General features: G+C 43.5%; 25 protein-coding genes. 5 read left to right on the top strand and 20 right to left on the bottom strand.

From position 1 onward, the window contains the following. Nucleotides 1-5: 5 nt before the first annotated feature. The 11 genes from aroE to thrS all read right to left on the bottom strand — a co-directional run bounded on the left by aroE (nt 6) and on the right by thrS (nt 8312). Nucleotides 6-818 carry a shikimate dehydrogenase gene (gene aroE / locus HTH_RS06600; protein WP_012963939.1) on the bottom strand — a complete coding sequence of 271 codons (813 nt, stop codon included), beginning with the start codon at nt 816-818 and terminating at the stop codon, nt 6-8. Next, complete coding sequence (locus tag HTH_RS06595) at nt 815-1066, bottom strand: NifU family protein (protein WP_012963938.1); 252 nt, start codon at nt 1064-1066, stop codon at nt 815-817. Before HTH_RS06595 ends, aroE begins: the two co-directional genes overlap by 4 nt. A gap of 2 nt (nt 1067-1068) precedes the next feature. Then, nucleotides 1069-1305 carry a DUF1858 domain-containing protein gene (locus tag HTH_RS06590; protein WP_012963937.1) on the bottom strand — a complete coding sequence of 79 codons (237 nt, stop codon included), beginning with the start codon at nt 1303-1305 and terminating at the stop codon, nt 1069-1071. Further along, nucleotides 1302-1553: a sulfurtransferase TusA family protein gene (locus HTH_RS06585; RefSeq protein ID WP_012963936.1), complete on the bottom strand. Its 252-nt coding sequence runs from the start codon at nt 1551-1553 to the stop codon at nt 1302-1304. Before HTH_RS06585 ends, HTH_RS06590 begins: the two co-directional genes overlap by 4 nt. Beyond that, entirely contained in the window at nt 1550-2593 is a 1044-nt protein-coding gene (locus HTH_RS06580) for an MnmA/TRMU family protein (RefSeq protein WP_012963935.1), read from the bottom strand. The genes HTH_RS06585 and HTH_RS06580 overlap by 4 nt, the downstream gene beginning before the upstream one ends. Continuing rightward, the gene (locus tag HTH_RS06575) at nt 2590-3051 is read right to left on the bottom strand and encodes an iron-sulfur cluster assembly scaffold protein (RefSeq protein ID WP_012963934.1); all 462 of its coding nucleotides are present in this window, start codon (nt 3049-3051) and stop codon (nt 2590-2592) included. The genes HTH_RS06580 and HTH_RS06575 overlap by 4 nt, the downstream gene beginning before the upstream one ends. A 71-nt stretch (nt 3052-3122) precedes the next feature. Beyond that, complete coding sequence (locus HTH_RS06570; protein ID WP_012963933.1) at nt 3123-3827, bottom strand: YqiA/YcfP family alpha/beta fold hydrolase; 705 nt, start codon at nt 3825-3827, stop codon at nt 3123-3125. 10 nt (nt 3828-3837) lie between these two features. Next, a complete protein-coding gene (gene tgt, locus HTH_RS06565) occupies nt 3838-4959 on the bottom strand; it encodes a tRNA guanosine(34) transglycosylase Tgt (RefSeq protein WP_012963932.1) in 1122 nt (373 codons plus the stop codon). A 25-nt stretch (nt 4960-4984) separates the two neighbouring features. Next, nucleotides 4985-5623 (bottom strand): lysophospholipid acyltransferase family protein, encoded by a 639-nt coding sequence (locus HTH_RS06560; protein WP_012963931.1) that lies wholly within the window; start codon nt 5621-5623, stop codon nt 4985-4987. Beyond that, entirely contained in the window at nt 5602-6402 is an 801-nt protein-coding gene (locus HTH_RS06555) for a universal stress protein (RefSeq protein WP_012963930.1), read from the bottom strand. The genes HTH_RS06560 and HTH_RS06555 overlap by 22 nt, the downstream gene beginning before the upstream one ends. After that, nucleotides 6399-8312 carry a threonine--tRNA ligase gene (thrS, locus tag HTH_RS06550; protein WP_012963929.1) on the bottom strand — a complete coding sequence of 638 codons (1914 nt, stop codon included), beginning with the start codon at nt 8310-8312 and terminating at the stop codon, nt 6399-6401. Before thrS ends, HTH_RS06555 begins: the two co-directional genes overlap by 4 nt. Before the next feature lie 25 nt (nt 8313-8337). Between thrS and HTH_RS06545 the strand changes: the two genes are divergently transcribed. Further along, nucleotides 8338-9651 carry a nucleotide sugar dehydrogenase gene (locus tag HTH_RS06545; RefSeq protein WP_012963928.1) on the top strand — a complete coding sequence of 438 codons (1314 nt, stop codon included), beginning with the start codon at nt 8338-8340 and terminating at the stop codon, nt 9649-9651. On the opposite strand, the gene HTH_RS06540 is transcribed toward HTH_RS06545, so the two are convergent. Genes HTH_RS06540 through murC form a run of 3 tightly spaced genes read right to left on the bottom strand, consistent with a single transcriptional unit; the run spans nt 9646 to nt 13125 of the window. After that, complete coding sequence (locus tag HTH_RS06540) at nt 9646-10131, bottom strand: DUF2227 family putative metal-binding protein (protein WP_012963927.1); 486 nt, start codon at nt 10129-10131, stop codon at nt 9646-9648. The genes HTH_RS06545 and HTH_RS06540 overlap by 6 nt on opposite strands. Next, nucleotides 10118-11770 (bottom strand): single-stranded-DNA-specific exonuclease RecJ, encoded by a 1653-nt coding sequence (recJ, locus tag HTH_RS06535; protein ID WP_012963926.1) that lies wholly within the window; start codon nt 11768-11770, stop codon nt 10118-10120. Before recJ ends, HTH_RS06540 begins: the two co-directional genes overlap by 14 nt. Then, complete coding sequence (gene murC / locus HTH_RS06530; RefSeq protein WP_012963925.1) at nt 11767-13125, bottom strand: UDP-N-acetylmuramate--L-alanine ligase; 1359 nt, start codon at nt 13123-13125, stop codon at nt 11767-11769. The genes recJ and murC overlap by 4 nt, the downstream gene beginning before the upstream one ends. A 16-nt stretch (nt 13126-13141) precedes the next feature. On the opposite strand from murC, the gene HTH_RS06525 reads away from it, so the two are divergent. The 4 genes from HTH_RS06525 to selA are packed head-to-tail and all read left to right on the top strand — an operon-like array spanning nt 13142 to nt 18135. After that, complete coding sequence (locus HTH_RS06525) at nt 13142-13795, top strand: ComF family protein (protein ID WP_012963924.1); 654 nt, start codon at nt 13142-13144, stop codon at nt 13793-13795. A 7-nt stretch (nt 13796-13802) separates the two neighbouring features. Then, nucleotides 13803-15068, top strand: coding sequence for a nicotinate phosphoribosyltransferase (locus HTH_RS06520; RefSeq protein ID WP_012963923.1), 1266 nt, complete (start codon nt 13803-13805; stop codon nt 15066-15068). Between the two features lie 5 nt (nt 15069-15073). Further along, a complete protein-coding gene (selB, locus tag HTH_RS06515) occupies nt 15074-16792 on the top strand; it encodes a selenocysteine-specific translation elongation factor (protein ID WP_012963922.1) in 1719 nt (572 codons plus the stop codon). Further along, nucleotides 16789-18135, top strand: coding sequence for an L-seryl-tRNA(Sec) selenium transferase (gene selA / locus HTH_RS06510; protein ID WP_012963921.1), 1347 nt, complete (start codon nt 16789-16791; stop codon nt 18133-18135). The genes selB and selA overlap by 4 nt, the downstream gene beginning before the upstream one ends. Here selA and HTH_RS06505 read toward each other — a convergent pair. The 6 genes from HTH_RS06505 to hslV are packed head-to-tail and all read right to left on the bottom strand — an operon-like array spanning nt 18130 to nt 22535. Beyond that, a complete protein-coding gene (locus HTH_RS06505; RefSeq protein WP_012963920.1) occupies nt 18130-18579 on the bottom strand; it encodes a glycine cleavage system protein H in 450 nt (149 codons plus the stop codon). The two genes, selA and HTH_RS06505, sit on opposite strands and share 6 nt — an antisense overlap. Beyond that, complete coding sequence (locus HTH_RS06500; RefSeq protein WP_012963919.1) at nt 18572-19117, bottom strand: class II aldolase/adducin family protein; 546 nt, start codon at nt 19115-19117, stop codon at nt 18572-18574. The genes HTH_RS06505 and HTH_RS06500 overlap by 8 nt, the downstream gene beginning before the upstream one ends. After that, entirely contained in the window at nt 19065-20210 is a 1146-nt protein-coding gene (gene hemW / locus HTH_RS06495) for a radical SAM family heme chaperone HemW (RefSeq protein ID WP_012963918.1), read from the bottom strand. Before hemW ends, HTH_RS06500 begins: the two co-directional genes overlap by 53 nt. Continuing rightward, a complete protein-coding gene (rodA, locus tag HTH_RS06490; protein ID WP_012963917.1) occupies nt 20207-21301 on the bottom strand; it encodes a rod shape-determining protein RodA in 1095 nt (364 codons plus the stop codon). Before rodA ends, hemW begins: the two co-directional genes overlap by 4 nt. Continuing rightward, nucleotides 21291-22001: a zinc ribbon domain-containing protein gene (locus HTH_RS06485; protein ID WP_012963916.1), complete on the bottom strand. Its 711-nt coding sequence runs from the start codon at nt 21999-22001 to the stop codon at nt 21291-21293. Before HTH_RS06485 ends, rodA begins: the two co-directional genes overlap by 11 nt. Then, nucleotides 22002-22535, bottom strand: coding sequence for an ATP-dependent protease subunit HslV (hslV, locus tag HTH_RS06480; protein ID WP_012963915.1), 534 nt, complete (start codon nt 22533-22535; stop codon nt 22002-22004). It lies immediately after the preceding gene. Nucleotides 22536-22537: the final 2 nt, after the last annotated feature.

Raw genomic sequence — 22537 nt, 5'->3', positions numbered from 1 at the left:
GCTTTTTATGATAACACATAATCGGAAAGGCTATTTATAGCCACACTCACAGGCGCTTCCAAGCCTGTCCATATTCTAAAACTCTCCATTCCTTGATAGATAAGCATAGAAAGCCCATTTTGAGCCTTTGCCCCCTTCTTTAAAGCAGTTTTTACAAGAGGTGTGCTTCTGTATATAACATCAAAAACTATGTGATGGTCCCTTAGCATTTGGTAATCAAAGAGAGGAGGATCATCATCTGATAGACCTACCGAAGTGGTGTTTATTATTATGTCCGCATCATCAAGCACATCCTCAGGCTTTTTTACCACCTGTGCGGAGAAGTTTCTGGCAAGCTCAATGGCTCTTTCGTATGTCCTGTTGAATATGTAAATATAACATCCTTCCCTGCTGAGAGCATAAACCACAGCCTTTGCTGTGCCACCAGCACCTAAAACCAGCACTTTTTTACCTTCAAGCTCCTTCTCAAGCTCTCTGAGCGCTCTGAGAAAACCTATCCAGTCTGTGTTGTATCCCTCTATCCTGTCTGTAAACTTAACTGTATTGACAGCCCGTATAACCTTTGAAGGTTCGTCAGAAAGATCACAAAGCTCAAAAGCCCTCTCCTTAAAAGGCACTGTTATGTTTACACCTTTTACACCAAGAGCCTTAAGACCCAAGAAGGCTTCTTTGAAACTGTCTGGCTTTACCTCAAAAGGCACGTAAACAGCATCTAAGGAAAGGTACTCAAAAAATGCATTCTGAAAAACAGGTGAGAGGGAGTGTTTGACAGGAAAACCTACTATGCCATAAACTTCCGTCTTCCCTGATAAGTTCATCCAATGTGGAGTCTGGGTTGGAGTATTTCCACCTTTTTGACCCAAGAGAGATTTCCACGTATAGCCATATCCACCACTTCTTTTAAGCTGGCGTCAACTATAGGACATTCTGTACAACCACCTTCAAATTGAAGATAAACATTTCCCTCTTTGATCTCAACAACTTTTAAGTCCCCGTGATGGTCTTTGAGGGCAGGCCTCATCTTTTTCAAAATATCTTCCACTTCTCTGTACTCCTTTTCCATCATCTTCAATCCTCCGATTCTTTGTATAAATGTTGTATCTTTTCCCACAAAATTCCCTGAGCTTCATCATCCAAATCCATCATACGGAAAAATCCTTTGAGGGTCAGCTTGTCAAGCACTACGTCCGTAATGTCCTCCTCTTCAAGCTTTCTAAGCCCGTATTCGTAAAGAAGCTCTCTTATCTTAGGAAACTCCTCAAGGAGCTGTTTGAGGTTTGTGTCAAAGGTTATTCTATCCTTCATAGCTCCTTTAATTTTCTCACAAAGAGGTGATACTCTCCATCCTCCTCATACATTCCAAGAAACTCCTGTCCCGTGGCATTGCACCATGCAGGTATGTCCTCAACCACACCAGGATCGTCAGCTATAAGCTCCAGCACCTGACCTATCTGCATACTTTTCATGACCTTGGATGTCTCTGCTATAGGCACGGGGCAGAAGGTACCCACCACATCGTGCACAACATCCGGCTTTATGTCTTCCAGCTTCATTTTATCACTCCTTCCTTACTATATATTTTAAAGCTTTCCAGAAGATGGTCCTCAAGAGGTTCTCCCTGCAACTCTATCTCTCTACCACCTATGCACAGCACCACCTGGCAGGGCTCTCTTTTAGAATACCTTGCTACTATGTCCGCTACCAGCTTATACTCTTCTTCTGGCAAGCTTCCTTTTATGAGTACAAAGGTTCCTTTCCCATCCTTTCTGTAAGCATGTGGATAACGATTTTTAAAGGTTTTTAGAAATTTTACCTCTCCTTCGTTCCTTGCCACCGTAAGCTTTACCTTTGATGGAAGTCTAAGATGTCTTCCTACAGAAAAAAGTACCAGGTCCTCTCTCGTAATAGAGCCTTCAACCACAAGAGCTTCCTTAAATCTGGCTGCATAATTTTCATCCGTCAGATAGCAGCATCCTCCTGCAGGCTGTTCATAATCAAGCCCATACTTTTTTGCCAAATTTATTTGCACATTTCTTCCTCTTCCTCTTATACCAAGGAGCTTTTCTCTGGATATCCAGCCGAGTTTTTCTGGAATAGTCTCGGGAAGAAGTTTTGCAGAGAGGGGTCTTACCACATAGCCCTCAAGCCCAGCCTCCCTCTCTATGAGCTTTAGTCTCTCTCTTGTCTGGCTCATAGGTCTTTGACCGAGAACCTCTCCTGTTATCACAAAGTGATACTCCTCTTTTTCCATAATCTCCTTTGCCTTTTTGAGCATAAGTACCCTACAATCTATGCACGGGTTTACATTCTTACCGTATCCGTACTTGGGATTCAAAACTATATTAAAGTATTCCTCCGATACATCCACAACTTCTATAGGAACCTTAAGCTGGGCTGCCGCTCTAAAGGCAGGATTGACATACTGCTGTCCATCTTCCCTCTTAAGTCCAAGGCGCCTTTTGTGTTCGGTAATACAGAAACCCGTATAAAAGTAAAGAGCCTTTATCTCAACGCCTTGGTCCTTAAGAAGGTGGACAGCTAAGCTACTATCAAGCCCTCCAGATAGAAGAGCAACAGCCCTTACTTTACTCATGTAGACAGAAACTCAAACTCCTTGCTTTCCTCTTCTTCCTCCTCGTAGCAACCGGGTATCTTTTCAGCCTCTTCTAACCTTCCTTGCTTGATAAGATAGTCCTTTATGGCAACATGAAGCGTTTCAAGACCCAGATTGGTGCAATGGATCTTTTGAGGTGGCAGTCCTCCAAGCTCGTCAAATATGTCCTTGTAGGTCAGGTTCAGAGCATAGCTTATAGGTTTGCCCTTTATCATTTCTGTGAGCTGTGAGGATACCGCTATGGCTGAACCGCATCCAAATGTCTTAAACCTCACATCCTCTATTATGTCGTTTTCGGGGTTTATCTTGAGAGTAAAGAGCATAGCATCACCGCAGGCAGGATTACCACACTGACCTATGGCGTTGGCATTCTCAAGCACACCCACATTTCTGGGGTTTAAAAAGTGGTCAAGCACCTTTTCGCTGTATTCAAACATAACTTACACCTCCTTTTGCTTAGTACAATTTATAACTATAAACCTCCAGAGGGATAGTGTTATGATAAGTATCAATCAAAAATCTCAAGAATTCCCTCTTGCCATACTATCTTTTCAAAAGTGCTGCTAAGTCTGTGATCGTCCTTTAGCTCCAAATACTTTTTGACTTTTACCTTCTGCGCAAATATCCTTGAGTGTTCTACGGGTACTATCTTATCCTCCGTGCCATGCACTATAAGTATATGGGCAGGAGGTTTTTGGGGGAAACGTACCTCACCGTTAAGTATTATCTCGTATCCTCTTTCCAGTATGTCCTTAGCAAAGTCTCTGTGTATAGTGAGATTTATCCCTGTTTCACACTCAACTATTTTTAGCTCTTCCTCACCTTTTAACCACCTTTCGCACTTTTGAGTACCTTCTTGAGCTACAGTTAGCTGCAGTGTAGAGTATGAGGGAGCAAAAAGAAAAACTCCCTTTATGTTCTCTGGGCTATAAAGCTTCAGGTAATTGAGAATTACATAAGCACCGTGCGAGCTACCCGAAAGGAGTATTTGCTGGTAAGTGTGAGAAAAGCCCAGCACAAGAGCATTTAAAACTGCTAAGGTTTTGCTGGTAGTGGTAGTATGATAGTCCATGTCCATGGCAAAGAAGGAAAAGCTTTTCTTTTCAAGGGCATAGTCTCTTAGCGTTCTCACTTTGGAGCTTTTTAAGTCTGAGGCAAAGCCGTGAAGATGAATAAGGAGTCTTTCGGGGTTTACCTCTTCATAAATATACATAAACTAAATTTTAAACCGTCCAAGACCTTCTTAAGCTTTCAAACCTTCCCTCTTTTATGGCGGTTCTTATGTCCTTCATGAGTTTGTGATAAAAGCTAAGATTGTGTACGGTGCCAAGTATGTAAGCTGATATTTCATCCGCTTTGTAGAGGTGTCTTAGGTAAGCTTTTGTAAAGTTTCTGCAAGTATAACAGTTGCATTCTTCATCCACAGGAGAGAAGTCTTTTTTATAGATTTCGTTAGTTATGTTTATCTTTCCCTGAGAGGTAAATAGTGTGCCAGTTCTTGCCATCCTTGTGGGTGCCACACAATCAAACATATCTATACCCCTTGCTACGCATTCTACCAAGTCTTCTGGCATGCCTACACCCATAAGGTACCTGGGCTTTTGCCATGGCAAGTACTCGCACACCACTTCCACCATAGCGTACATAATCTCCTTTGGCTCACCCACCGAAAGCCCACCTATGGCATAACCAAAGAGATCCCTCTCAACAGTTGCCATGGCAGAGTATCTTCTGAGGTCTTCAAAGAAAGCACCCTGCACTATACCAAACAGAGCCTGATCCTCTCTTTTTTTGTGCTTTATACTTCTATCAAGCCATCTTAGAGTTCTCTCAACGGATGCCTGAGCATAGGTATAAGTGGTAGGATACTCCACACACTCATCAAGAGGCATAATAAAGTCAGAACCAAAAACCTCCTGCATGTCTATTACCTTTTCTGGTGTGAAAAAGTGAAGAGAGCCAGAAAGGTGGTCTCTAAACTCAACACCTTCTTCCAACACCCTTACCCCCGACCTGTTATCCTTTGTCCTTCTTCTTGAGAGAGAAAAAACCTGAAAGCCTCCGCTATCCGTCAGGATGGGTTTTTGCCACCCTATAAAAGAGTGAAGCCCCCCAGCCAGCTCTATAACCTCCACACCTGGTCTAAGGTAAAGGTGGTAGGTGTTAGAAAGGATCACCTGCACACCTATTTCTTCTAAAAGTCTATGTATCATAGCCTTAACAGTTCCCTGAGTTCCCACAGGCATAAAGACGGGAGTTTCTATAACGCCGTGCGGAGTTATAAGCCTTCCTACCCTTGCATTACCTTCGGAAGCAAGAATCTCAAAGGAGAAAGCTTTTGACATAAGGCTTTATAAGTATAGCACACTACTAGGATTTGAAACTCAGCTTTTTTATCTCTTCCATTATCAGGTTGGAGGCGGTTCTGTAGCCTTTTGGGTTATCTTCCAAAAAGTCGTATCTTTTGGGTTTTCCTATGTAGACGCGTATAGGGTGGCTAAGGGACGGCAACTTTTTGCCTCTGGGAAGGACATAATCTGTGCCTTCTATGTAAACGGGTACAACGGGTTTTGCGCTCTTTATAGCCAGCAGTCCTACCCCAAGCTTTGGCTTTAAAAACTCTCCGGGGTTTGCCCTTGTTCCCTCTGGGAATATGCACAGCCTGCATCCTCTGTGAAGAAGTTCCAGGGAAAGCTCAAGAGTTTCTATATCTCCTGCACCCCTCTTTATAGGTATAGCTCCCATGTGGGGAAGCAAAGCACCCAATACAGGTACCTTAAAAAGTTCCTCCTTGGCTATAAAGGTAAGATGCTTAGGGAATGCTGAGTTTAAAACGGGCGGGTCAAGATGGCTTCTGTGGTTAGAAGCCACTATGTAGCCACCTTCTGGAAGGTTTTCAAGCCCATGAACCTTTACTTTAAAGAGTTTTCTAAAGAGCGGTTTCACAGCAGGACAAAAAGGAGCAAGAAATACCCTAGCAAAAAGGCTTAAAGGACAATCAGCGGACATCTTACCGTCCTCGTAAGGTGCTGGGATACGCTTCCTACAAATTTTGCCATCCCTTTACCTCTTTTGCTGATAAGAAGGAGGTTGTAGTCTCCCGAGTTTATGTGCTTAGAAAGACCGTTGTAGGGGTCCTCCTCAAGGAGGTCAAGCTCCAACTGTTTATCCCCAAACATCTCTTTAAGAAGATGCACGGCTTCGTCTTTTTTGTCTTTTAAGAGTTTCTGATACTCCTCTGAGGATAGCTTATTTTTGAGCCTTGCCACGTTTAAGGCATAAACAAGCCTAAAATTTAAAGAGAAATGCTCCTTCAAATACTCCAAAAAGTTCCACTGCTTTAAGGTTCTTTCGGAAAAATCAACAGGTATACACAGACTGCTAATTTGGGGAGGGCATCCGTCTTTGTATATCCACATTTTCAGCTCTTGCAAGCTGTTCATAACCTTTTCCGGCAGAGATTTGCTAAAAAGCTGCTTTTTGTATCTGAAGAAAGCCATATCTACGCCATGATCACACATAAGCTTGTCTACCACCTTCTCTATACCTTCAAAGCTCACATAAGTTTCAAACTTGTCCAAGTAATTTCCCACAAATTTGTTTATTTGCTGATAGAGGCTATGTTCCTCTTGCCTTTGAGTTATGTAGCCTATGGGGTCAGAAAGAAGGGTCTTTGAGTAAAGTATAAGCGGCGTCAGATTTAGTTTTTTCAAAATGGTGCTTACATACTCCAAAAAACCCCTCTCTTCTTCCTCCAGGCTAATGTATATGAGGGGCATTTTTATCATGGTGCTTTGCTCTTTATCTTGTCTTTGATATGCTTTATAAACTCTTCAACTGACATGCTACCTAAGTTGCCTTCTTTTTTGCTCCTCACAGAGATCTTACCCTGACTCACTTCCTTATCGCCTATTACTATCACATATGGAATCTTTTGCACTTCCGCATCCCTTATCTTGGCACTCAATCTCTCATCCCTGTCATCTACTTCTACCCTAAGGCCTTCCTCTTTTAGTCTGTTTTCAAGCTTCTTGGTATAATCCATGTGAGCTTCTCCTATGGGTATGAGTCTTACCTGCACAGGAGATAGCCAGACGGGCAATGCACCTGCGTAATGCTCTAAAAGTATGCCGGTGAATCTCTCTATGGACCCCAAAAGCGCTCTGTGTATCATGTAAGGTCTGTGCCTTTTGTTATCTGGACCTACATACTCCATATCAAAGCGTTCAGGAAGGTTAAAGTCAAACTGTATGGTGGAACACTGCCAGAGCCTTCCTATGGCATCCTTTATCTTTACATCTATCTTAGGACCATAAAAGGCTCCCCCACCTTCGTCTATCTGGTAAGGAATTCCCATAGACTCAACAGCTTTTTTAAGAGAGTTTTCTGCCAGCTGCCACTGGTCAGGAGATCCTATAGCATCCTCCGGCTTGGTGGAAATGTAAACTTTAAACTCCTCAAAACCAAAGTCTCTTAGCATACTTATGGCAAACTCAAGGGTTTGGTGTATCACATCCTCTACCTGCTCCTCTGTGCATATTATGTGAGCATCATCCTGAGTAAAGCCTCTAACCCTCATAAGCCCGTGCAGGACGCCAGACATTTCGTACCTGTAAACTGTTCCAAGCTCTGCAAGTTTTAGAGGCAATTCTTTGTAGCTCCTTACCTTGCTTTTGTATATGGCTATGTGGAAGGGGCAGTTCATAGGTTTTACAAAGTACTCCTCTTGATCCACCTGCATGGAAGAAAACATGTTGGGTCTGTAATAATCAAGGTGCCCGCTTATCTGCCAAAGCTTTGCATTTCCTATGTGAGGGGTGTATACAAACTGATAGCCTCTCTTGAGATGCTCCTCCCTCCAGTAGTCTTCCAAAATCTTCCTGTAAATACCTCCCTTTGGAAGCCAGAGTACAAGACCAGGACCCACATCCTCGTCTATGATGAAAAACTCCAGATCTCTCCCGAGCTTTCTGTGGTCCCTCTTTTTTGCCTCTTCGTAAAATTTGAGCCTCTCTTCCAGCTCCTTGCTATCCCAAAAAGCCATGCCGTAAATCCTCTGTAGCATAGGCTGGGAAGAATCACCCCTCCAGTAAGCTCCGCTTATGTGAGTAAGCTTAAAAGCTCCTGCCATACCTGTAGTAGGCAAGTGTGGACCACGGCACAGGTCAACAAAGTCGTTCTGCTCATACACGGATATGACATCATCAGGGCTTATGCCTTTAATAATTTCCAGCTTGTACTTTTCTCTTAGCTTCTCAAAGAGCTTTATAGCCTCCTCCCTGTCTAACTCCCTCCTGAGTATGGGATAGTTCCTTTGTATTATCTCTCTCATCTTTTCTTCTATTTTTGAAAGGTCATCCTCGCTCAGTCTAACCCCTTCTATTTCCACATCGTAATAAAAACCTTCCTCTGTTGTAGGACCCACACCAAGGTGTACCTTCTCTTTTCCGTAAATTTCTTTCAGTGCCTGTGCCATTATGTGAGCCAGAGAGTGCCTGAGTATCTCCAAGCTTTCGGGATCACTTTTGTATATGGGCACTATATTGGCATCTTCCCTTATGGGCGTCTGCAGGTCGTATATCTTGCCGTTTACCTTTCCTCCTACAGCATTCTCTACACCAGCCATTTGGTATATTTCACCCAGAGGTGTGCCTGCCTCAACCTCGTAAACCTTATCTTCTATGACAACCCTTATCATGCTTTTATAGTATAATCTATGAAAGGTGATTGACTTTAAAAGTCTGTTGGAAGGCAAGGAGAAAATCTGCGTAGTTGGACTTGGTTATGTGGGCCTTCCTTTGGCTTTAGCTTTTTCCAAGCACTTCAAAGTGGTTGGTTACGATAAAAAGGTATCAAGAATAGACGAGCTTCTCTCCGGAGTGGATACCACAGGTGAGATAAAAAAAGAAGACCTTCTTAAGCACAGTGTAGAGTTTACCAGCGACGAAAGACGCATATCGGAAGCGAGGTTTATAGTGGTGGCAGTTCCCACACCTGTTGACAAGCTAAAAAATCCAGACCTTTCTTTCCTGAAAGAAGCCTCTAAAACTGTAGGAAGGCATTTAAGTAAAGGTAGCGTCGTAGTGTATGAGTCCACCGTTTATCCGGGAGCTACCGAGGAAGTCTGCGTGCCTATACTTGAGAAGGAGAGCGGATTAAAGTGGAAGAGGGACTTCTTTGTAGGGTACTCACCAGAGAGAGTAAATCCTGGTGATAAGGAGCATACCATAGAAAAAATTGTCAAGGTGGTGGCTGGAGATACAGAGAGCACCCTTGAGCTGATAGCATCGGTTTATGGCAAAGTCATAGAGGTGGGTGTTTACAGAGCACCTGATATAAGGACTGCAGAGGCTGCAAAGGTCATAGAGAACATACAGAGAGACATAAACATAGCTCTCATGAACGAGCTTTCTGTAATATTTCACAAGTTGGGGATTGATACAAAGGAAGTTTTAAAAGCTGCAAGCACCAAATGGAACTTTTTGAGGTTTGAGCCAGGACTTGTAGGTGGACACTGTATACCTGTAGACCCCTACTATCTTGCCCATAAATCCTTAGAGGCTGGACATGTGCCAGAGCTAATTCTGGCGGGAAGAAGGATAAATGAGAACATGCCTTACTATGTAGCTTATCAGACAGTAAAACTGCTCATAAAGAGCGGTAAAAGGGTAAATTCTGCAAAAGTTTTGCTGATGGGCATAACCTTTAAAGAGAATGTACCTGATATCAGAAACAGCAAGGTTTATGAACTTTATAAGGAGCTAAAAGAGTTCGGCATGGAGGTTTATGTATACGACCCTGTGGCTAACCAGAAGGAGGTAAAGGAAGAGTACGGTATAGACCTTCTTAAGGACTTAAAAGCGCACGCACCTTATGACTGTATCCTTTTAGCTGTCAAACACAGCATATTTTTAGAGAGTTTTGACCTTTCCTTTTACAAGGCAATAATGACTGAGCCATACATCCTTGTGGACATAAAAGGCATTTACGAAAAAGATGCAGCCATTAAAGAGGGTTTTGTTTACTGGAGGCTATAAGATACGTCTGAAAGTAAAAAGGGCATCCAAAAGCATATGAAGGACCTCAGAAAGGAAGAGTCCCAAAAGAAAGTAAAAGCTTGACTCGCTTTTGGCAAGATGATCAAAGAAAGCTTTAAGGTCAAAAGACAAAAGCGGGTAGGATAGATGTGGGCTTACAGTATACAAAACGCCAATGGCTACAAAGTAAAGAAAAACTACCAGAAGGTTCAAATACATTAACCTTAGGAAGGTGCCCAAAATAGGTACATGGCTCATGCCTCTGTGCCTTGAGCTTTTTTGATATGGTAGCCACAAAACTTTTAAGCTCCTCCACCTTCTGGAAGGCTTGGAGTGCTTAAGGTCAAGGTCTGGAGACAGGAAAAAGGTGCCAATCAAATAGCCTAATGTAAAGGGGATATAAAACTCCTTGGGTAAAAAGTAAAGAGGTAGTGGAAGGAATAGTAAATTTACAGCGTCGTGGCTTTTACCCAGAGCCATTTAAGTCCTCCACATCCACAAGGTTGAAAAAATTGCTCCTTCTGGTATCTACTGTATAAACTACCCTTCTTTTTGAGAAAAGGATATTCTCTATGTTCTTTCTCCATTGAACATTGTAAGCAAAGAAATTTATGTTAGGCTGGGCTTTTAAAAGCCATCTACCGTTGTTTTCCTCTATCTTCTCTATCCTCAGAGGTTCGGATACAAACACTGGCTGCGGAAAGCCTTCACCGTAAGGTTCAAGCATCTTGAGACTTCTGAGAACACCCTCATCCACATGGGTAGGGTCCAGGATCATGTCTATATACAATCTTGGTTCTTCTCCCTTTATTTCCGAAAACACTTGGTCAATCATCATTTCAAACTCGTCCAGATGCTCTTTTCTTATGGTTAGACCTGCAGCGCTGGTGTGCCCTCCCCACCTTAAAAACATGTGTGAAAGCTTTTTTAGCCCCTCGTAAACATTTATACCTTCCACGCCTCTTACGGAAGCGGTTGCCAGGTCTTTACCTACGGAAAAAACCGCAGAAGGTTTTGAAAGCATGCTTGAAAGTTTGCCTGCCACAATGCCAGCCACTCCACTTGCCCACTCGCCCATACGCACCACAAGAAAGTTCCTATCCTTTTTGGAAGTTATTTCACTCATAGCTTTTTCAAAAGCTACATTGGAGATATACTTTCTCTGCTCGTTTGCCTCTTCCACTTTTTTAAGCCACATTCTGGCAGTATTTTCGTCCTTTGATAGGAGCAAGTTCATGGCTATACTCGGTTTTGAAACTCTGCCCGGTGCGTTGAGCCTTGGAGCTATAGAGAAGGCTATGTCCCTTGAGGTGACCTCGCCCCTTATGCCTATGCTCTCCATTAAAACTTTTATACCGTAAGCTTTTGTCTCCCCACCTGATGCAATGTAGTTTAGCATCCTGATACCGTTGGATACAAGTATGCGATTCAGAGGATTGAGTGGCATAACATCTGCAATGGTGCCTATGGAGGTAAGGTAAAGGTAATCTCTTACATCCACATCTACTTCCAGCTCTCTTCTGAGCCTTGCCACCAAATAAAAGCTCAAGGCTACCGAGGATATTTCCTTTAGTTCGTTGGGTAACCCTTCGTCTATCTTTGGGTTTACAACCAGCGCATTGGGAAGCTCTTCGTGGGGATTGTGATGGTCCACTACTATGGTTTCTATTGGAGGGTCTTTGAGTTCCTCAATAGCCGTAGTGCCGTTATCAATGGTGATCAGAAGCTGGGCATACTTAGAAAAAGTCTCCACCAGCTCTTTTCTAAGTCCGTAGCCTGTCTGTCTTGTGGGAAGCACAGCATAGACCTTAGCTCCGGCCTTTTTTAAAAAGTCATAAAGGATGGCACTTCCCGTTACACCATCCACATCGTAGTCCCCGTATATAACTATTCTCTTCCCTTCCTTTACACTCCTTGCTATCTTCTCCACAGCTTGCTCTATGTTGGGTATGAGGTGATAAGGAAGCAGATTCCTTAGCCGGTTGTCAAAAATCTTGTCATCCAAGTTTCTGTTGGCAAGTATCTGAGCTATCAAGTATCCGTACTTTTCCTCCATCTGCCTTTGGGGTTTTATAAGATGGCTCAGTATTAGCCAATCCCTTCCAGATATACCCTTCATATCTTGACTGTCTCCAAAAACTCTTCACACCAGCGGGATATACTTCCAGCACCCATAAAGAGGATCACATCCGCGTCCTTTACTTTTTTCTCTATAGCATCAAAAAGCTCCTCTTTGTTTTCAAAGAAGGCACAACCTGCGGCTTTTGCAAGGTCTTGTGCGGAAACCCCATAAGAGTTTTCCTCACCTGCTGAGTATATGTCTGTCAAAAGGCACACATCGGCTTCTTTGAGAACCTCCACAAAATCCTTAAAAAGGTAATAAGTCCTTGAGTATCTGTGAGGTTGAAAGACAAGAACAATACGCCTTTGGAGATACATCTCCCTCAAAGCTTTTATAACAGCCCTTATCTCGGTAGGATGGTGCCCATAGTCGTCATACACGGCAGCACCTTTAAAGTAGCCCTTAAACTCAAGCCTTCTTTCAGCATTTTTGAAGCTTTCTAAAGCTTTCTTTATGTTGCTTACCGAAATGCCCATACGAAGGCACACCGCTATGCCTGCAAGAGCGTTGTAAACGTTGTGCCTTCCTGCAACGGACATATGTATCCTCGTTAACGGTTTTCCTTCGTAAAAGAGGTCAAAACTGTAGCATCCTCCCTCTAAGCTCAGGTTTCTTGCCATAAGATGTGCTTCTCTTTCTATACCAAAAGTTATAAGAGGTGCCTTAACACTTTTCATCACCTCCCTTGAGTTTTCGTCATCTGCGTTCATAACACAGAACCCATAAAAGGGGACGCTGTTGGCAAACCTCAGAAAGGCACTCTTTATCTCATCAAGGTCCTTATAGTATCCCAGGTGCTCTCTGTCTATGTTGGTAATCACCGCTACGGTTGGAAGAAGCTTCAAAAAGGAGCCATCGCTTTCATCCGCTTCTGATATGATGAGCTGGTCTTTACCGAGTCTTGCGTTGCTACCAAACTTTTGGAGCACTCCTCCTATTATCACAGTTGGGTCGTAGCCAGCTTCGTGAACCATGTGAGCTATCATAGATGTGGTGGTTGTCTTTCCGTGAGAGCCACAAACAGCTATTCCTTCTTTGAGCCTGAAAAGCTCTGCCAGCATATCACCCCTTGGTATTACGGGTATGCCCATTTTCTTGGCTTGCACTATTTCTGGATTGCTTTCGGACACAGCGGAAGAGTAGATCACCACATCCACACTGTTAACATTCTCAGCCCGGTGCCCGATAAATACTCTGGCGCCTTTTTTCCTTAAAAGCTCCGTGTTTTTGTTTTCTCTGATATCAGAACCAGAGACCTCGTAGCCCATCTCCAGAAGAACCTGAGCTATTCCGCTCATGCCTATACCACCAATACCTACAAAGTGGAACCTTTTTATCTTCTCCCTGAACATCAGTAAAATTATAAAGGTGATAAGGTTTTTTGCAGAGCTTATAAAATCTCTCGGTATGTGTCAGGAGGATTGTATCTCCTGTGGTGGTAAGATATCTTCTTGGCAACAAGGTTTTGTATGCGAGAATTGCATAAACAGCTTAAAACCTCACCATCCTGCTGAGTACAAAAGATTGGATTATGTAAAATCCTACAGGGTGTTTGGATTGTACGAAGGCACTCTAAAGGATGTGATACTCAGCATAAAGTTTAATGCTAACATCCCTCTTGCACACTGGCTGGGGAAGGTAATAGCTCCTTACCTGTGGGAGTATATAGACAGCACAAAGCCAGACATTATAACCACTCCTGCTATAAATTTAAGGCGCTACTGGTCAAGGGGTTTTAACCACGCTGAGGAGATACTAAAGGGTGCTGAAGTGCCTTACATAAGCGTATTTAAAAGAGTTGGTTTTCAAGCTCCTTCCGCAGGATTAAAAAAAGAGGAGAGGTTAAAGGTGGTGCAGACTCATCTTCTTAAGGATGAGGCTATTGACCTTTTAGAAAACAAGAAGGTGCTGATATTTGACGATGTTCTGACAACTGGTGCCACCATAACAAGATTGGCAGAGCTTTCACTGATGGTGGGAGCTTTGGAGGTGCACGCCTTCTTTGTAGCCAAAGCCTTATAATTTATCTATGCTATCCACTGCTTTAATCACAGACCTCTATGAGCTTACTATGGCTCAGAGCTACTTGGAAAACTCAAAAGTTGGTAATGCTGTTTTTAGTCTATTTGTAAGAAAGCTTCCCAAAAACAGAAACTTTTTAGTTTCATGCGGACTTGAGACGCTCATAGATTACATGGAGAGGTTCAGGTTTGGTGATGAAGAGTTAATGTATCTTAGAAGTCTCAACATGTTCAAAGATAGCTTTCTTGATTACTTGAGAGAGTATCAATTTAGGGGAAGCTTGTATGCGGTACCTGAGGGCAGGATAGTTTTTCAAAACGAGCCTATCCTTCAAGTGGAGGGTCCTCTACCAGATGTGCAGATTCTGGAAACTCTGGTCATAAACATAATACACTTTCAAACGCTCTCAGCTTCAAAGGCGGTGAGGAGCTACTTGGTTTCAAGAGGTAAAGGCTTAATAGACTTTGGTCTCAGAAGGGCACACATGCCAGAGGCTGGGCTTTATGCAGCGAGAGCAAGCTATATAGCTGGTTTTAGTGGTACATCAAACCTACTTGCTGGAATGAAGTTCGGTATACCCGTTTTTGGTACTATGGCTCACTCCTTCGTAATGGTCTTTGATGAAGAGATAGAAGCCTTCAGAGCCTTTGCAAGGTCCTTTCCAGAAAGAACTGTGCTTCTTATAGACACATACGATACCATAGAGGGAGCCAAAAAGGCTGTAAAGCTCATGAAGGAAGGTGTGAAGGTTGTTGGCGTGAGGCTTGACAGTGGAGACATAGAGGAGCTTTCAAAGGCTGTCAGAGAAATATTTGACAGGGAAGGCTATAGGGATGTAAAGATTGTAGTGAGCGGTGGTGTTGACGAGTATGATATAAACAGATGGCTCTCTGCAGGATGTCCCATAGATGCCTTTGGCGTAGGCACCAAGTTTATTACCTCCGAAGATGCCCCATATCTTGACATAGCTTACAAGCTGGTGGAGTATGAGGGAAAACCCAAGTATAAGCTAAGCCCAGGCAAAGCCACCTTCCCTTACAAAAGGCAGATAATAAGGCATTATTCGGACGGAAAGATGTCCTACGATCAGGTAGTCAAGTACAGAGAGGGGGGTCTTGTGGAGCTGGTGGTAGACAAAGGCACGCTCAAAAAACCACTCCCTACGCTCAAAGATATAAGAGAGCTTTTGATGGAAGAGCTAAAAACCTTGCCAGAGAGCCTTGCCTCCCTTGAAAAGTCTGACTACAGGGTGGATGTGGAGAGCTTAACTTAAAAGTCATGAGATACATAACTTTGGCAACTGCTGGGCATGTAGACCATGGCAAGACATCTCTGATAAAAGCACTCACCAGCATAGATACGGACAGACTGCCAGAGGAGAAAGAGAGAGGTATGAGCATAGACATAGGTTTTGCCTTTCTTGACTTTGATGGTGTAAGAGTTGAGATCATAGATATCCCAGGACACGAAAGGTTTATAAGAAATGCCATAGCAGGGCTTTCAAGTGTGCAGGGGGTTCTTTTGGTGATAGATGCCAGTGAGGGTCCAATGCCTCAAACAGAAGAACACATAAAGCTTATGAAAAGCTTTGGGATAGACCACTGCTTGGTGGTGCTTACCAAAATAGACAGATGCGAACATCTGCTTGTGGAAATTGTAAGAGAAGAGACAGAGAGACTACTAAGCAAAGAGGGTATAAAGTGTTTTGGTTTTTATCCTGTTTCTTCTGTCCAAAAAAGTGGACTTGAGGAGCTAAAAGAGGGGATATACAGCTATGTGAGGAATATAAAAGAGCCTGACTGTCAGGCCTTCTTCAGGATGAATATAGACTCAGCCTTCCATGTGAAAGGCTATGGGACTGTGCTTAGAGGTAGCTGTGTGGCAGGTACGGTAAGAGAGGGTGATACTCTAAGCCTGGAACCTGTTGGGCTTTTGGGCAGGGTAAGGAAGATACAGAATCACGGCAGGTTTGTTAAAGAGGGCAGAGCGGGAGAGAGGCTTGCATTAAACATTCCTGAAATGGAGGCCAAGCTTGTAGAGAGGGGCTTCTGGCTTGTAAAAAAGGATGAACTTGGGAAAACTAATGTGGTGCTTGTATCCGCGGAAGGTCTAAAGCCAGGCAAAGAGTACATTTTCTTTTTTGGCATGAGAGGCGTGCTGGGACTTTTAAGGCATGTGCAAGAAGATGTCTATTTAGTTAGACTCTCTCAAAAGGTTGTGTGTGTGAGAGGTGATAGGGGTCCGGTGCTTGATACTTCTGGCAGACACGCAGGAAGCTTTACCGTCCTTGACCCCATTCCCAAAAGGATTTCCAAAAGCTTTATAAGAAATCATATAAATCTTCTCAGGGATGACCTGATAAGCTATCAGATGCTGGAGGCTGGAATAAAGGGATTGAAGATAAAAGATATAAGCGCATCCTTAGGAAGGGCTGTAAATCCTCAACACGTAGCGGGGGTACGCATAAATGACCGTATTTACTCCCAAGGTATTTTAAAAGAAGTTCAGGAAAAGCTTACAGAGTTTCTTGAAAAACAGGGTGGTATGGTAAAGCTTGCACAGTTAAAGAGCAAGCTAAGGCTGGAGGAGGATGTGCTAAGTTATCTTCTCAAGGAGAGGAAGGACCTTAAAATAGTAGAGGATTACCTTCTGAGTGAGAAAAAATCAAAAGTTGAAGAGCTTGAGAGTTTTAAAAGACTTATGGAAACCGTGAAAAGCCAAATAAAGGAAGAGAAGGAGCTTGTTGATTTTAAAGACCTGCTTCCTATAGCTATAAAGAAAGGATACATACACAGCTTGGGGGAGTTCCTTTACATAGGTGATACTTTGTTTAAAGAGCTGGTGGAAAAGCTAAGGCAGATAGGGGAGACTTTTAGCGTCCAGCAGGCTAAGGAAAGGCTTGGACTTACAAGAAAGTATCTCATACCCCTGCTGGAGTATATGGACAGAAAGGGCTTGACTGTGAGAGAAGGTGATGTGAGGAGGTTTATAAGATGAAGGAGGACCTTCTCAGATCCCTACCACAGGTGTCTAAGCTTTTAGAGTTATACAAAGATAAGTATCCGGAGGTTTATGCCAAAAGAGCCATAAAGGAGGTGCTGGAGCGGGTGCGTCAGGAGATAAAGGAGGGCAAAAGGAACAGCTTGGAAGACCTCCACACGCTTGTAGAGGAGAGTATAAAAAGGAGGGTTCAAACCCAGCTAAGAAGGGTTATAAACGCCACTGGTGTGGTAATAAACACCAATTTGGGAAGGTCGCCACTTGCCGAGGAGGTGGGACAGTTCGTAAAACACATAGCAACAGGCTACTCTAACTTGGAGTATGACCTTGAGGAGGGAAAGAGAGGTTCAAGGTCAAAGCTTGTGGAGGATTACCTTATCCATCTTACAGGTTGTGAGTCGGCTTTTGTGGTAAACAACAATGCAAGCGCAGTTTTTTTGGTGCTTAATACCTTAGCCAGCGGTAAGGAGGTGGTGGTTTCAAGGGGGGAGCTTGTGGAGATAGGTGGAAGTTTTCGCATACCTGACATAATGAGAGCAAGCGGTGCAAAACTGATAGAAGTAGGTACCACCAACAAAACAAAACTAAAAGATTACCAGATAGCAATAAATCAAAACACGGCTCTGCTTATGAAAGTTCACAGAAGCAACTTTTACATGGAAGGGTTTGTGGAAGAAGTCAAACCAGAAGAGCTTCTGACTTTTGGACTGCCCGTCTATTACGATGCTGGTAGCGGGATGCTAATTGACATAAAAAAGTTGGGTATAAACTCCCAAGAGCCTGACTTTAAAAGCTCCATACAAAAAGGCATACACATAGTTTCGGGAAGTGCAGACAAACTCTTAGGTGGTCCTCAGGCAGGCATCATCATAGGCAAAAAAGACCTTATAGAACCCATAAGGAAAAATCCCCTCAGCAGGATAGTCAGGATAGACAAAATGACACTGGCAGCGCTTGAAATGACGCTAAGGCTTTATCTTGAAGAAAGATACTGGGACATCCCCATATTTAAGATGCTAACTTACAAAGCCTCAGAACTAAAAAGGCGTGCACTGAGACTTCTAAGAGCCATAAAGAAAGCTCTTCCAGAAGTTGAGGTTTATCTTGTTAAGGATTTCTCCAAGTGCGGAGGTGGGTCTCTGCCCGAGCTAAGCCTTGAAACTTACTGTGTTGCAGTAATACACAAAAAGCTAACAGCCCAGGAGCTTGACAGAATACTCAGAAGCCTTGACCCGCCCATAATAGGCAGAATAAAAGAAGACCAGCTTCTTTTGGATGTTAGAACCATTCTGGATGAGGAGCTAAAGATGATACCCTCCCTGCTGGCAAAAGCTTTATGAACTTTTACACTCTACGCCTTCTCTGTCTATGTATTCTTTCATCCTTCTTATAGCTTCTTCGCCAGTGACAAGGTCTTTTAGGTCCATCTCTAAGTTGGTGGGTTTTAGCCTTGCTATCCACCCCTTGCCATAAGGGTCGTCGTTGATAAGGTCTGGTGTGTCAAAGAGCGCCTCGTTCCTTTCCACCACCTGGCCTTCTATGACTGCAGGTATTGGACCTGTCCACTTTCCACTCTCAAGGCTCGCAATCGGCTTTCCCTTTGGCACATGTTTACCGGGCGGCTTTATCCTGACATTGACCATCCTACCTGCCCTTGTCTGTCCTATGTCCGTTGCTCCAACCCTCACGGTGCCATCAGGCTCCAGCTTATACCAAACCTGATTTTCTATGTCGTAATAAAGCTCGGAAGGTATCTTACAACCCTTGTAGATTAGCTCATTCATCAAGCAGTATTTTACACGAATGCTCAAGGACAGATATATGACTGTAAGCATAAAAGACATCTGTGTCCGCACTGAAAACCCCGTGTCCCCTAACTACCACCAACTTCTCCCCAGCTAAAGTCTCTGCCACCGCTTGAGCCAGCTGGTAGCTTCCCGAAGGCAGCTCTTTAAGCACCCTAACGCTTCCCAAAAGCTCCTTCCCTTCCGAATCTTTTGGCACTATAAGGTCTTTTTCAAAAGAGAGCTTTACTGCGCTCACAGGATGTGCATGAACTACGGCACGTTTTTGTGTTTTTAAATAAACCTCCCTGTGGACCACAAGCTCAGAAGATGCCCTCTCATCAAGAAGGCTTTCCCTTTTAATGTCCAAGAGTATAAAGTCGTGGTCTTTGAGGTCTCCCAAGAAAGATCCCCTCCTGGTTATGAGCATCTTATCACCTATCCTGACAGATAGATTTCCAGCTCTTGCATCCACAAGCCCCTCCTCAAAGAGTAGCCTGCCAATTAGCTGGAGCTTCCTCATCTGGTAGTAGACCATGCCTTGCCTCCAAAAGACGGAAAACTCTGAGGAGTATCTCGTTGATAAGAAGCATACCCTCCTCTTTGAGCCTGATACTTTCGTTGGTTATTTCAAAAAATTCAGATAAGTCCTCTGGTATCAGATTTGCGTATTCTTTGGGAATGCCCCACTTGGTTCTGAGTCTTGTAAAGAGCGTGTCTTGGAGTTTTCTCTTACCTTTTAGCACTTCGCACTGATGAGCAGGTTTTCTCCCCATAAGCACTAAAGTAGCATACTTATCAAGATTTTTCGTGTTTCCAAACCTCACATCCCTTACAAAGCTCCACGCAGAGACACCCAAACCCAAAAACTCCTTCCCAAGCCAGTAAGAGAGATTATGCCTGCACTCATAACCGGGCATAGCAAAGTTGGATATCTCGTAGTGGTCAAAGCCAAGAGAACTGAGCTTTTCTACAAGAAACAGGTACATGTCCGCTATCTTGTCTGCATCCGGAAGTTGAAGCTTGCCTTTGCTCAAAAGATACCCAAAGAGAGTATCCTCGTAAGGTGTGAGTATGTAGCAGGAGGCGTGCTTTACGGGAAGGTCTTCTATAAATCTTAGCTCCTCTTTGAGGTCCTTGAGGGTTTGGTTGGGATAGGCGTATATGAGGTCTATGCTTATATTCTCTATCCCAGCATGATAGGCTGACATAATGCAGTCTATGGATTCTTTTACAGTGTGCCTCCTTCCCAGCATCCTTAGCCCCTTTTCCTTAAAGCTCTGAACCCCAACACTCACCCGGTTTAATCCCAGGTCTTTCATTTTTTTGAACTCATCCTCTCTGTAAGTCTCTGGATTGCACTCTATGGTAAACTCCTCCAGCTGGCTAAGGTCCACGTCAAGAGCCTTTAAAAACTCCCTGTAAAGCTCTGGGCTTATAAGAGATGGAGTCCCACCTCCCAAGTAAAGAGTCTTAAGAGAAAAGCTCTCACCTTTGTATAGCTCAAGCTCCTTAATGAGCAGCTTAAGGTAATCTTCATGAGATATAGCAGAACTTGCAAAGGATACAAAATCACAGTAAGGGCATTTGTAGGAGCAGAAAGGCACATGCACATAAAGACTCTCTATCATAGCTTTTCCTCAAAGTGTATGTCCTTTAACCTGTACTCTCTTACTATAGAAAAGCAGACTCCCAGCAGCATGCTAAAGGTTAAAACGCTGCTTCCTCCAAAGCTCACAAAGGGCAGAGGTATGCCAACAACAGGCATAAGTCCCATAGTCATCATTAAATTTACAAACACCTGAAAAAGCAAAAGCGATACAGCGCCACCCAAAAATAGCCTCTGGTTTCCGTCGTAGATGCGCATGCCATAAGTTATCAATCGGTATATAAGTAGGAAGTACAAGGATAACAGCAAAAGACTTAGCACAAATCCTCCCTCTTCCGCTATTACGGAGAATATAAAGTCTGTATGCTTTTCAGGGAGGAACAGAAGGTGCGATTGAGTACCTTTCAAAAGACCTTTACCCACTATGCCACCAGAACCCACCGCTATTACAGACTGTATGAGCTGATATCCACTTCCAGCATAGTCCGCATAAGGGTCTATGACCGCCATTATCCTCTCCCTCTGGTAATCCTTCAAGAAATGCCACACTAAAGGTGAAAGCACCAAAAGTAAAAATCCCAAAGCAAAAAAGAACCTCAGACGTACACCTTTAAAAAAAAGCAGAGACAGAAGAATTATCCCGTAAGATATTGCAGTCCCAAGGTCTGGCTGTTTGAGAGTCAAGATGGCTGGGATCAAAAAGGCAAGCATCAGAATGACGGATTCTTTGCTAACGCTTTTCTTTGTGTGTCCAAGTATGTAAGTGATAAAGAGCAGCAGGGAGAACTTCATAAACTCAGAAGGTTGCAAGCTAAAAGGACCAAGGTCCAGCCACCTTTTTGCTCCGTAAACCGTCTTTCCAAAAAGAGGCACCAGAACAAGAAAAAAAAGATTCAGCATGTATATGACTGGAGCCATATCGTAAAGCATGCGAAAATTGGTAAATGTAATAACTATCAACATGATCCAGCCAAGAACCGTATAAAGAAATTGCTTTAAAAAGAGAGGAGAAATACCATCTTTATAAGTTGCGCTAAAGACACCCAGGAAGCCTATCAGCTGCACCAGGACAAGCGCCATCATCAGGACTGGGTCTATGCCTTTAAGTCTCATAGTAGACCCATCTGCCACAGTTGGGACAGTTTATTATCTGCCCCGATACCACTTTTGAGTATAGCGTAGCAGGTAGTGTCATACCGCAGCCACCGCATGCTCCAAAGCTCACCACAGAAACTATCACAGGAAGCCCCACATGATCCTTTAGTTTTTCGTACTCCATCAGCACCTGGGAAGGAATACTCTCCCTTAGCCTCTGCTCTTGACCTTTTACTTCCTTGAGCTTTTTTGAGATATTCTCCTGCTCTAAGGTGATGTATTCAAGCTCTTCTTTAATCTCTCTGTATCTTCTCTCAAATACTTTTTTCTCCTTTGCATAAGCGCTTTCCCTTTCTTTCTTTTCTGTTTCAAGGTTTTTTAAATCTTGACTGAGCTTTATGATGCTGTCCTCATACTTTGCCTTCTCTCTCAAAAGTGCCTTATAATCTTGTGCCTTCCTCACCATATTGAGTCTACTTTCTGCTCTTTTTATACCTTCCTTGCATCTTGAAATTTCTTCCTTGATTTGCTTTATCTGACTCTCTATGTTTTTTATGACCAGAAGTGTTTGAGCTTCCTCCTCTTCAAGCTTTGAGAACTCTCTTCTTAATCTGGATTCTTCCTCCTTTAGCTTCTTCTGAGCTTTTTCAAGTCTTTCTATGCTCATCTGGGTATCTTGCAGCTTAAGAAGCACCTTTAAAAGACCTTTCTCTAGCATTTAGCTCACTTTTTCTATTACAAAGTTGGAATTGGTGTATATGCATATCTCACTGGCTATTTTGAGCGCCTCTTTAACTATCTCCTCAGCAGACATGTTGGTGTGTCTATAAAGAGCGAGCGCTGCTGACCTTGCAAAGTCTCCACCAGACCCAATGGCTATAACAGGCTCATCAGGTTCTATAACATCACCATTTCCCGAAAGTAGAAGCATGTTGTCTTTATCCACCACAAGAAGCATAGCCTCAAGCCTTCTAAGGTACTTGTCCATTCTCCACTCCTTTGCCAGCTCAACGCAAGCTCTTACTAAGTTTCCTCTGAACTCCTCAAGCTTTGCCTCAAGTCTTTCCATGAGAGCAAGTCCATCCGCCGCAGAGCCCGCAAAACCCACAAGCACCCTATCGTTGTACAGCTTCCTTATCTTTTTTGCCCCGTGCTTTATAACCGAATGCCCCAGCGTCACCTGTCCATCACCTCCTATGACGGTGGTGTTATCCCTTCTGACAGCAAGGATGGTGGTAGAGTGAAGGCTCATAT

The sequence above is a fragment of the Hydrogenobacter thermophilus TK-6 genome (assembly GCF_000010785.1).
GTDB classification, from domain to species: Bacteria; Aquificota; Aquificia; order Aquificales; family Aquificaceae; genus Hydrogenobacter; species Hydrogenobacter thermophilus.
The sequence above is the reverse complement of the archived record's forward strand: the minus strand, read 5'-3'. Positions and strand labels throughout refer to the sequence as shown.

Bases quoted from the DNA above. Each gene is read 5' to 3' on its own strand.
- aroE (WP_012963939.1), bottom strand. From the start codon at position 818: ATGAACTTATCAGGGAAGACGGAAGTTTATGGCATAGTAGGTTTTCCT.
- HTH_RS06595 (WP_012963938.1), bottom strand. From the start codon at position 1,066: ATGATGGAAAAGGAGTACAGAGAAGTGGAAGATATTTTGAAAAAGATG.
- HTH_RS06590 (WP_012963937.1), bottom strand. From the start codon at position 1,305: ATGAAGGATAGAATAACCTTTGACACAAACCTCAAACAGCTCCTTGAG.
- HTH_RS06585 (WP_012963936.1), bottom strand. From the start codon at position 1,553: ATGAAGCTGGAAGACATAAAGCCGGATGTTGTGCACGATGTGGTGGGT.
- HTH_RS06580 (WP_012963935.1), bottom strand. From the start codon at position 2,593: ATGAGTAAAGTAAGGGCTGTTGCTCTTCTATCTGGAGGGCTTGATAGT.
- HTH_RS06575 (WP_012963934.1), bottom strand. From the start codon at position 3,051: ATGTTTGAATACAGCGAAAAGGTGCTTGACCACTTTTTAAACCCCAGA.
- HTH_RS06570 (WP_012963933.1), bottom strand. From the start codon at position 3,827: ATGTATATTTATGAAGAGGTAAACCCCGAAAGACTCCTTATTCATCTT.
- tgt (WP_012963932.1), bottom strand. From the start codon at position 4,959: ATGTCAAAAGCTTTCTCCTTTGAGATTCTTGCTTCCGAAGGTAATGCA.
- HTH_RS06560 (WP_012963931.1), bottom strand. From the start codon at position 5,623: ATGTCCGCTGATTGTCCTTTAAGCCTTTTTGCTAGGGTATTTCTTGCT.
- HTH_RS06555 (WP_012963930.1), bottom strand. From the start codon at position 6,402: ATGATAAAAATGCCCCTCATATACATTAGCCTGGAGGAAGAAGAGAGG.
- thrS (WP_012963929.1), bottom strand. From the start codon at position 8,312: ATGATAAGGGTTGTCATAGAAGATAAGGTTTACGAGGTTGAGGCAGGC.
- HTH_RS06540 (WP_012963927.1), bottom strand. From the start codon at position 10,131: ATGGCTCTGGGTAAAAGCCACGACGCTGTAAATTTACTATTCCTTCCA.
- recJ (WP_012963926.1), bottom strand. From the start codon at position 11,770: ATGAAGGGTATATCTGGAAGGGATTGGCTAATACTGAGCCATCTTATA.
- murC (WP_012963925.1), bottom strand. From the start codon at position 13,125: ATGTTCAGGGAGAAGATAAAAAGGTTCCACTTTGTAGGTATTGGTGGT.
- HTH_RS06520 (WP_012963923.1), top strand. From the start codon at position 13,803: ATGCTATCCACTGCTTTAATCACAGACCTCTATGAGCTTACTATGGCT.
- selB (WP_012963922.1), top strand. From the start codon at position 15,074: ATGAGATACATAACTTTGGCAACTGCTGGGCATGTAGACCATGGCAAG.
- selA (WP_012963921.1), top strand. From the start codon at position 16,789: ATGAAGGAGGACCTTCTCAGATCCCTACCACAGGTGTCTAAGCTTTTA.
- HTH_RS06505 (WP_012963920.1), bottom strand. From the start codon at position 18,579: ATGAATGAGCTAATCTACAAGGGTTGTAAGATACCTTCCGAGCTTTAT.
- HTH_RS06500 (WP_012963919.1), bottom strand. From the start codon at position 19,117: ATGGTCTACTACCAGATGAGGAAGCTCCAGCTAATTGGCAGGCTACTC.
- hemW (WP_012963918.1), bottom strand. From the start codon at position 20,210: ATGATAGAGAGTCTTTATGTGCATGTGCCTTTCTGCTCCTACAAATGC.
- rodA (WP_012963917.1), bottom strand. From the start codon at position 21,301: ATGAGACTTAAAGGCATAGACCCAGTCCTGATGATGGCGCTTGTCCTG.
- HTH_RS06485 (WP_012963916.1), bottom strand. From the start codon at position 22,001: ATGCTAGAGAAAGGTCTTTTAAAGGTGCTTCTTAAGCTGCAAGATACC.
- hslV (WP_012963915.1), bottom strand. From the start codon at position 22,535: ATGAGCCTTCACTCTACCACCATCCTTGCTGTCAGAAGGGATAACACC.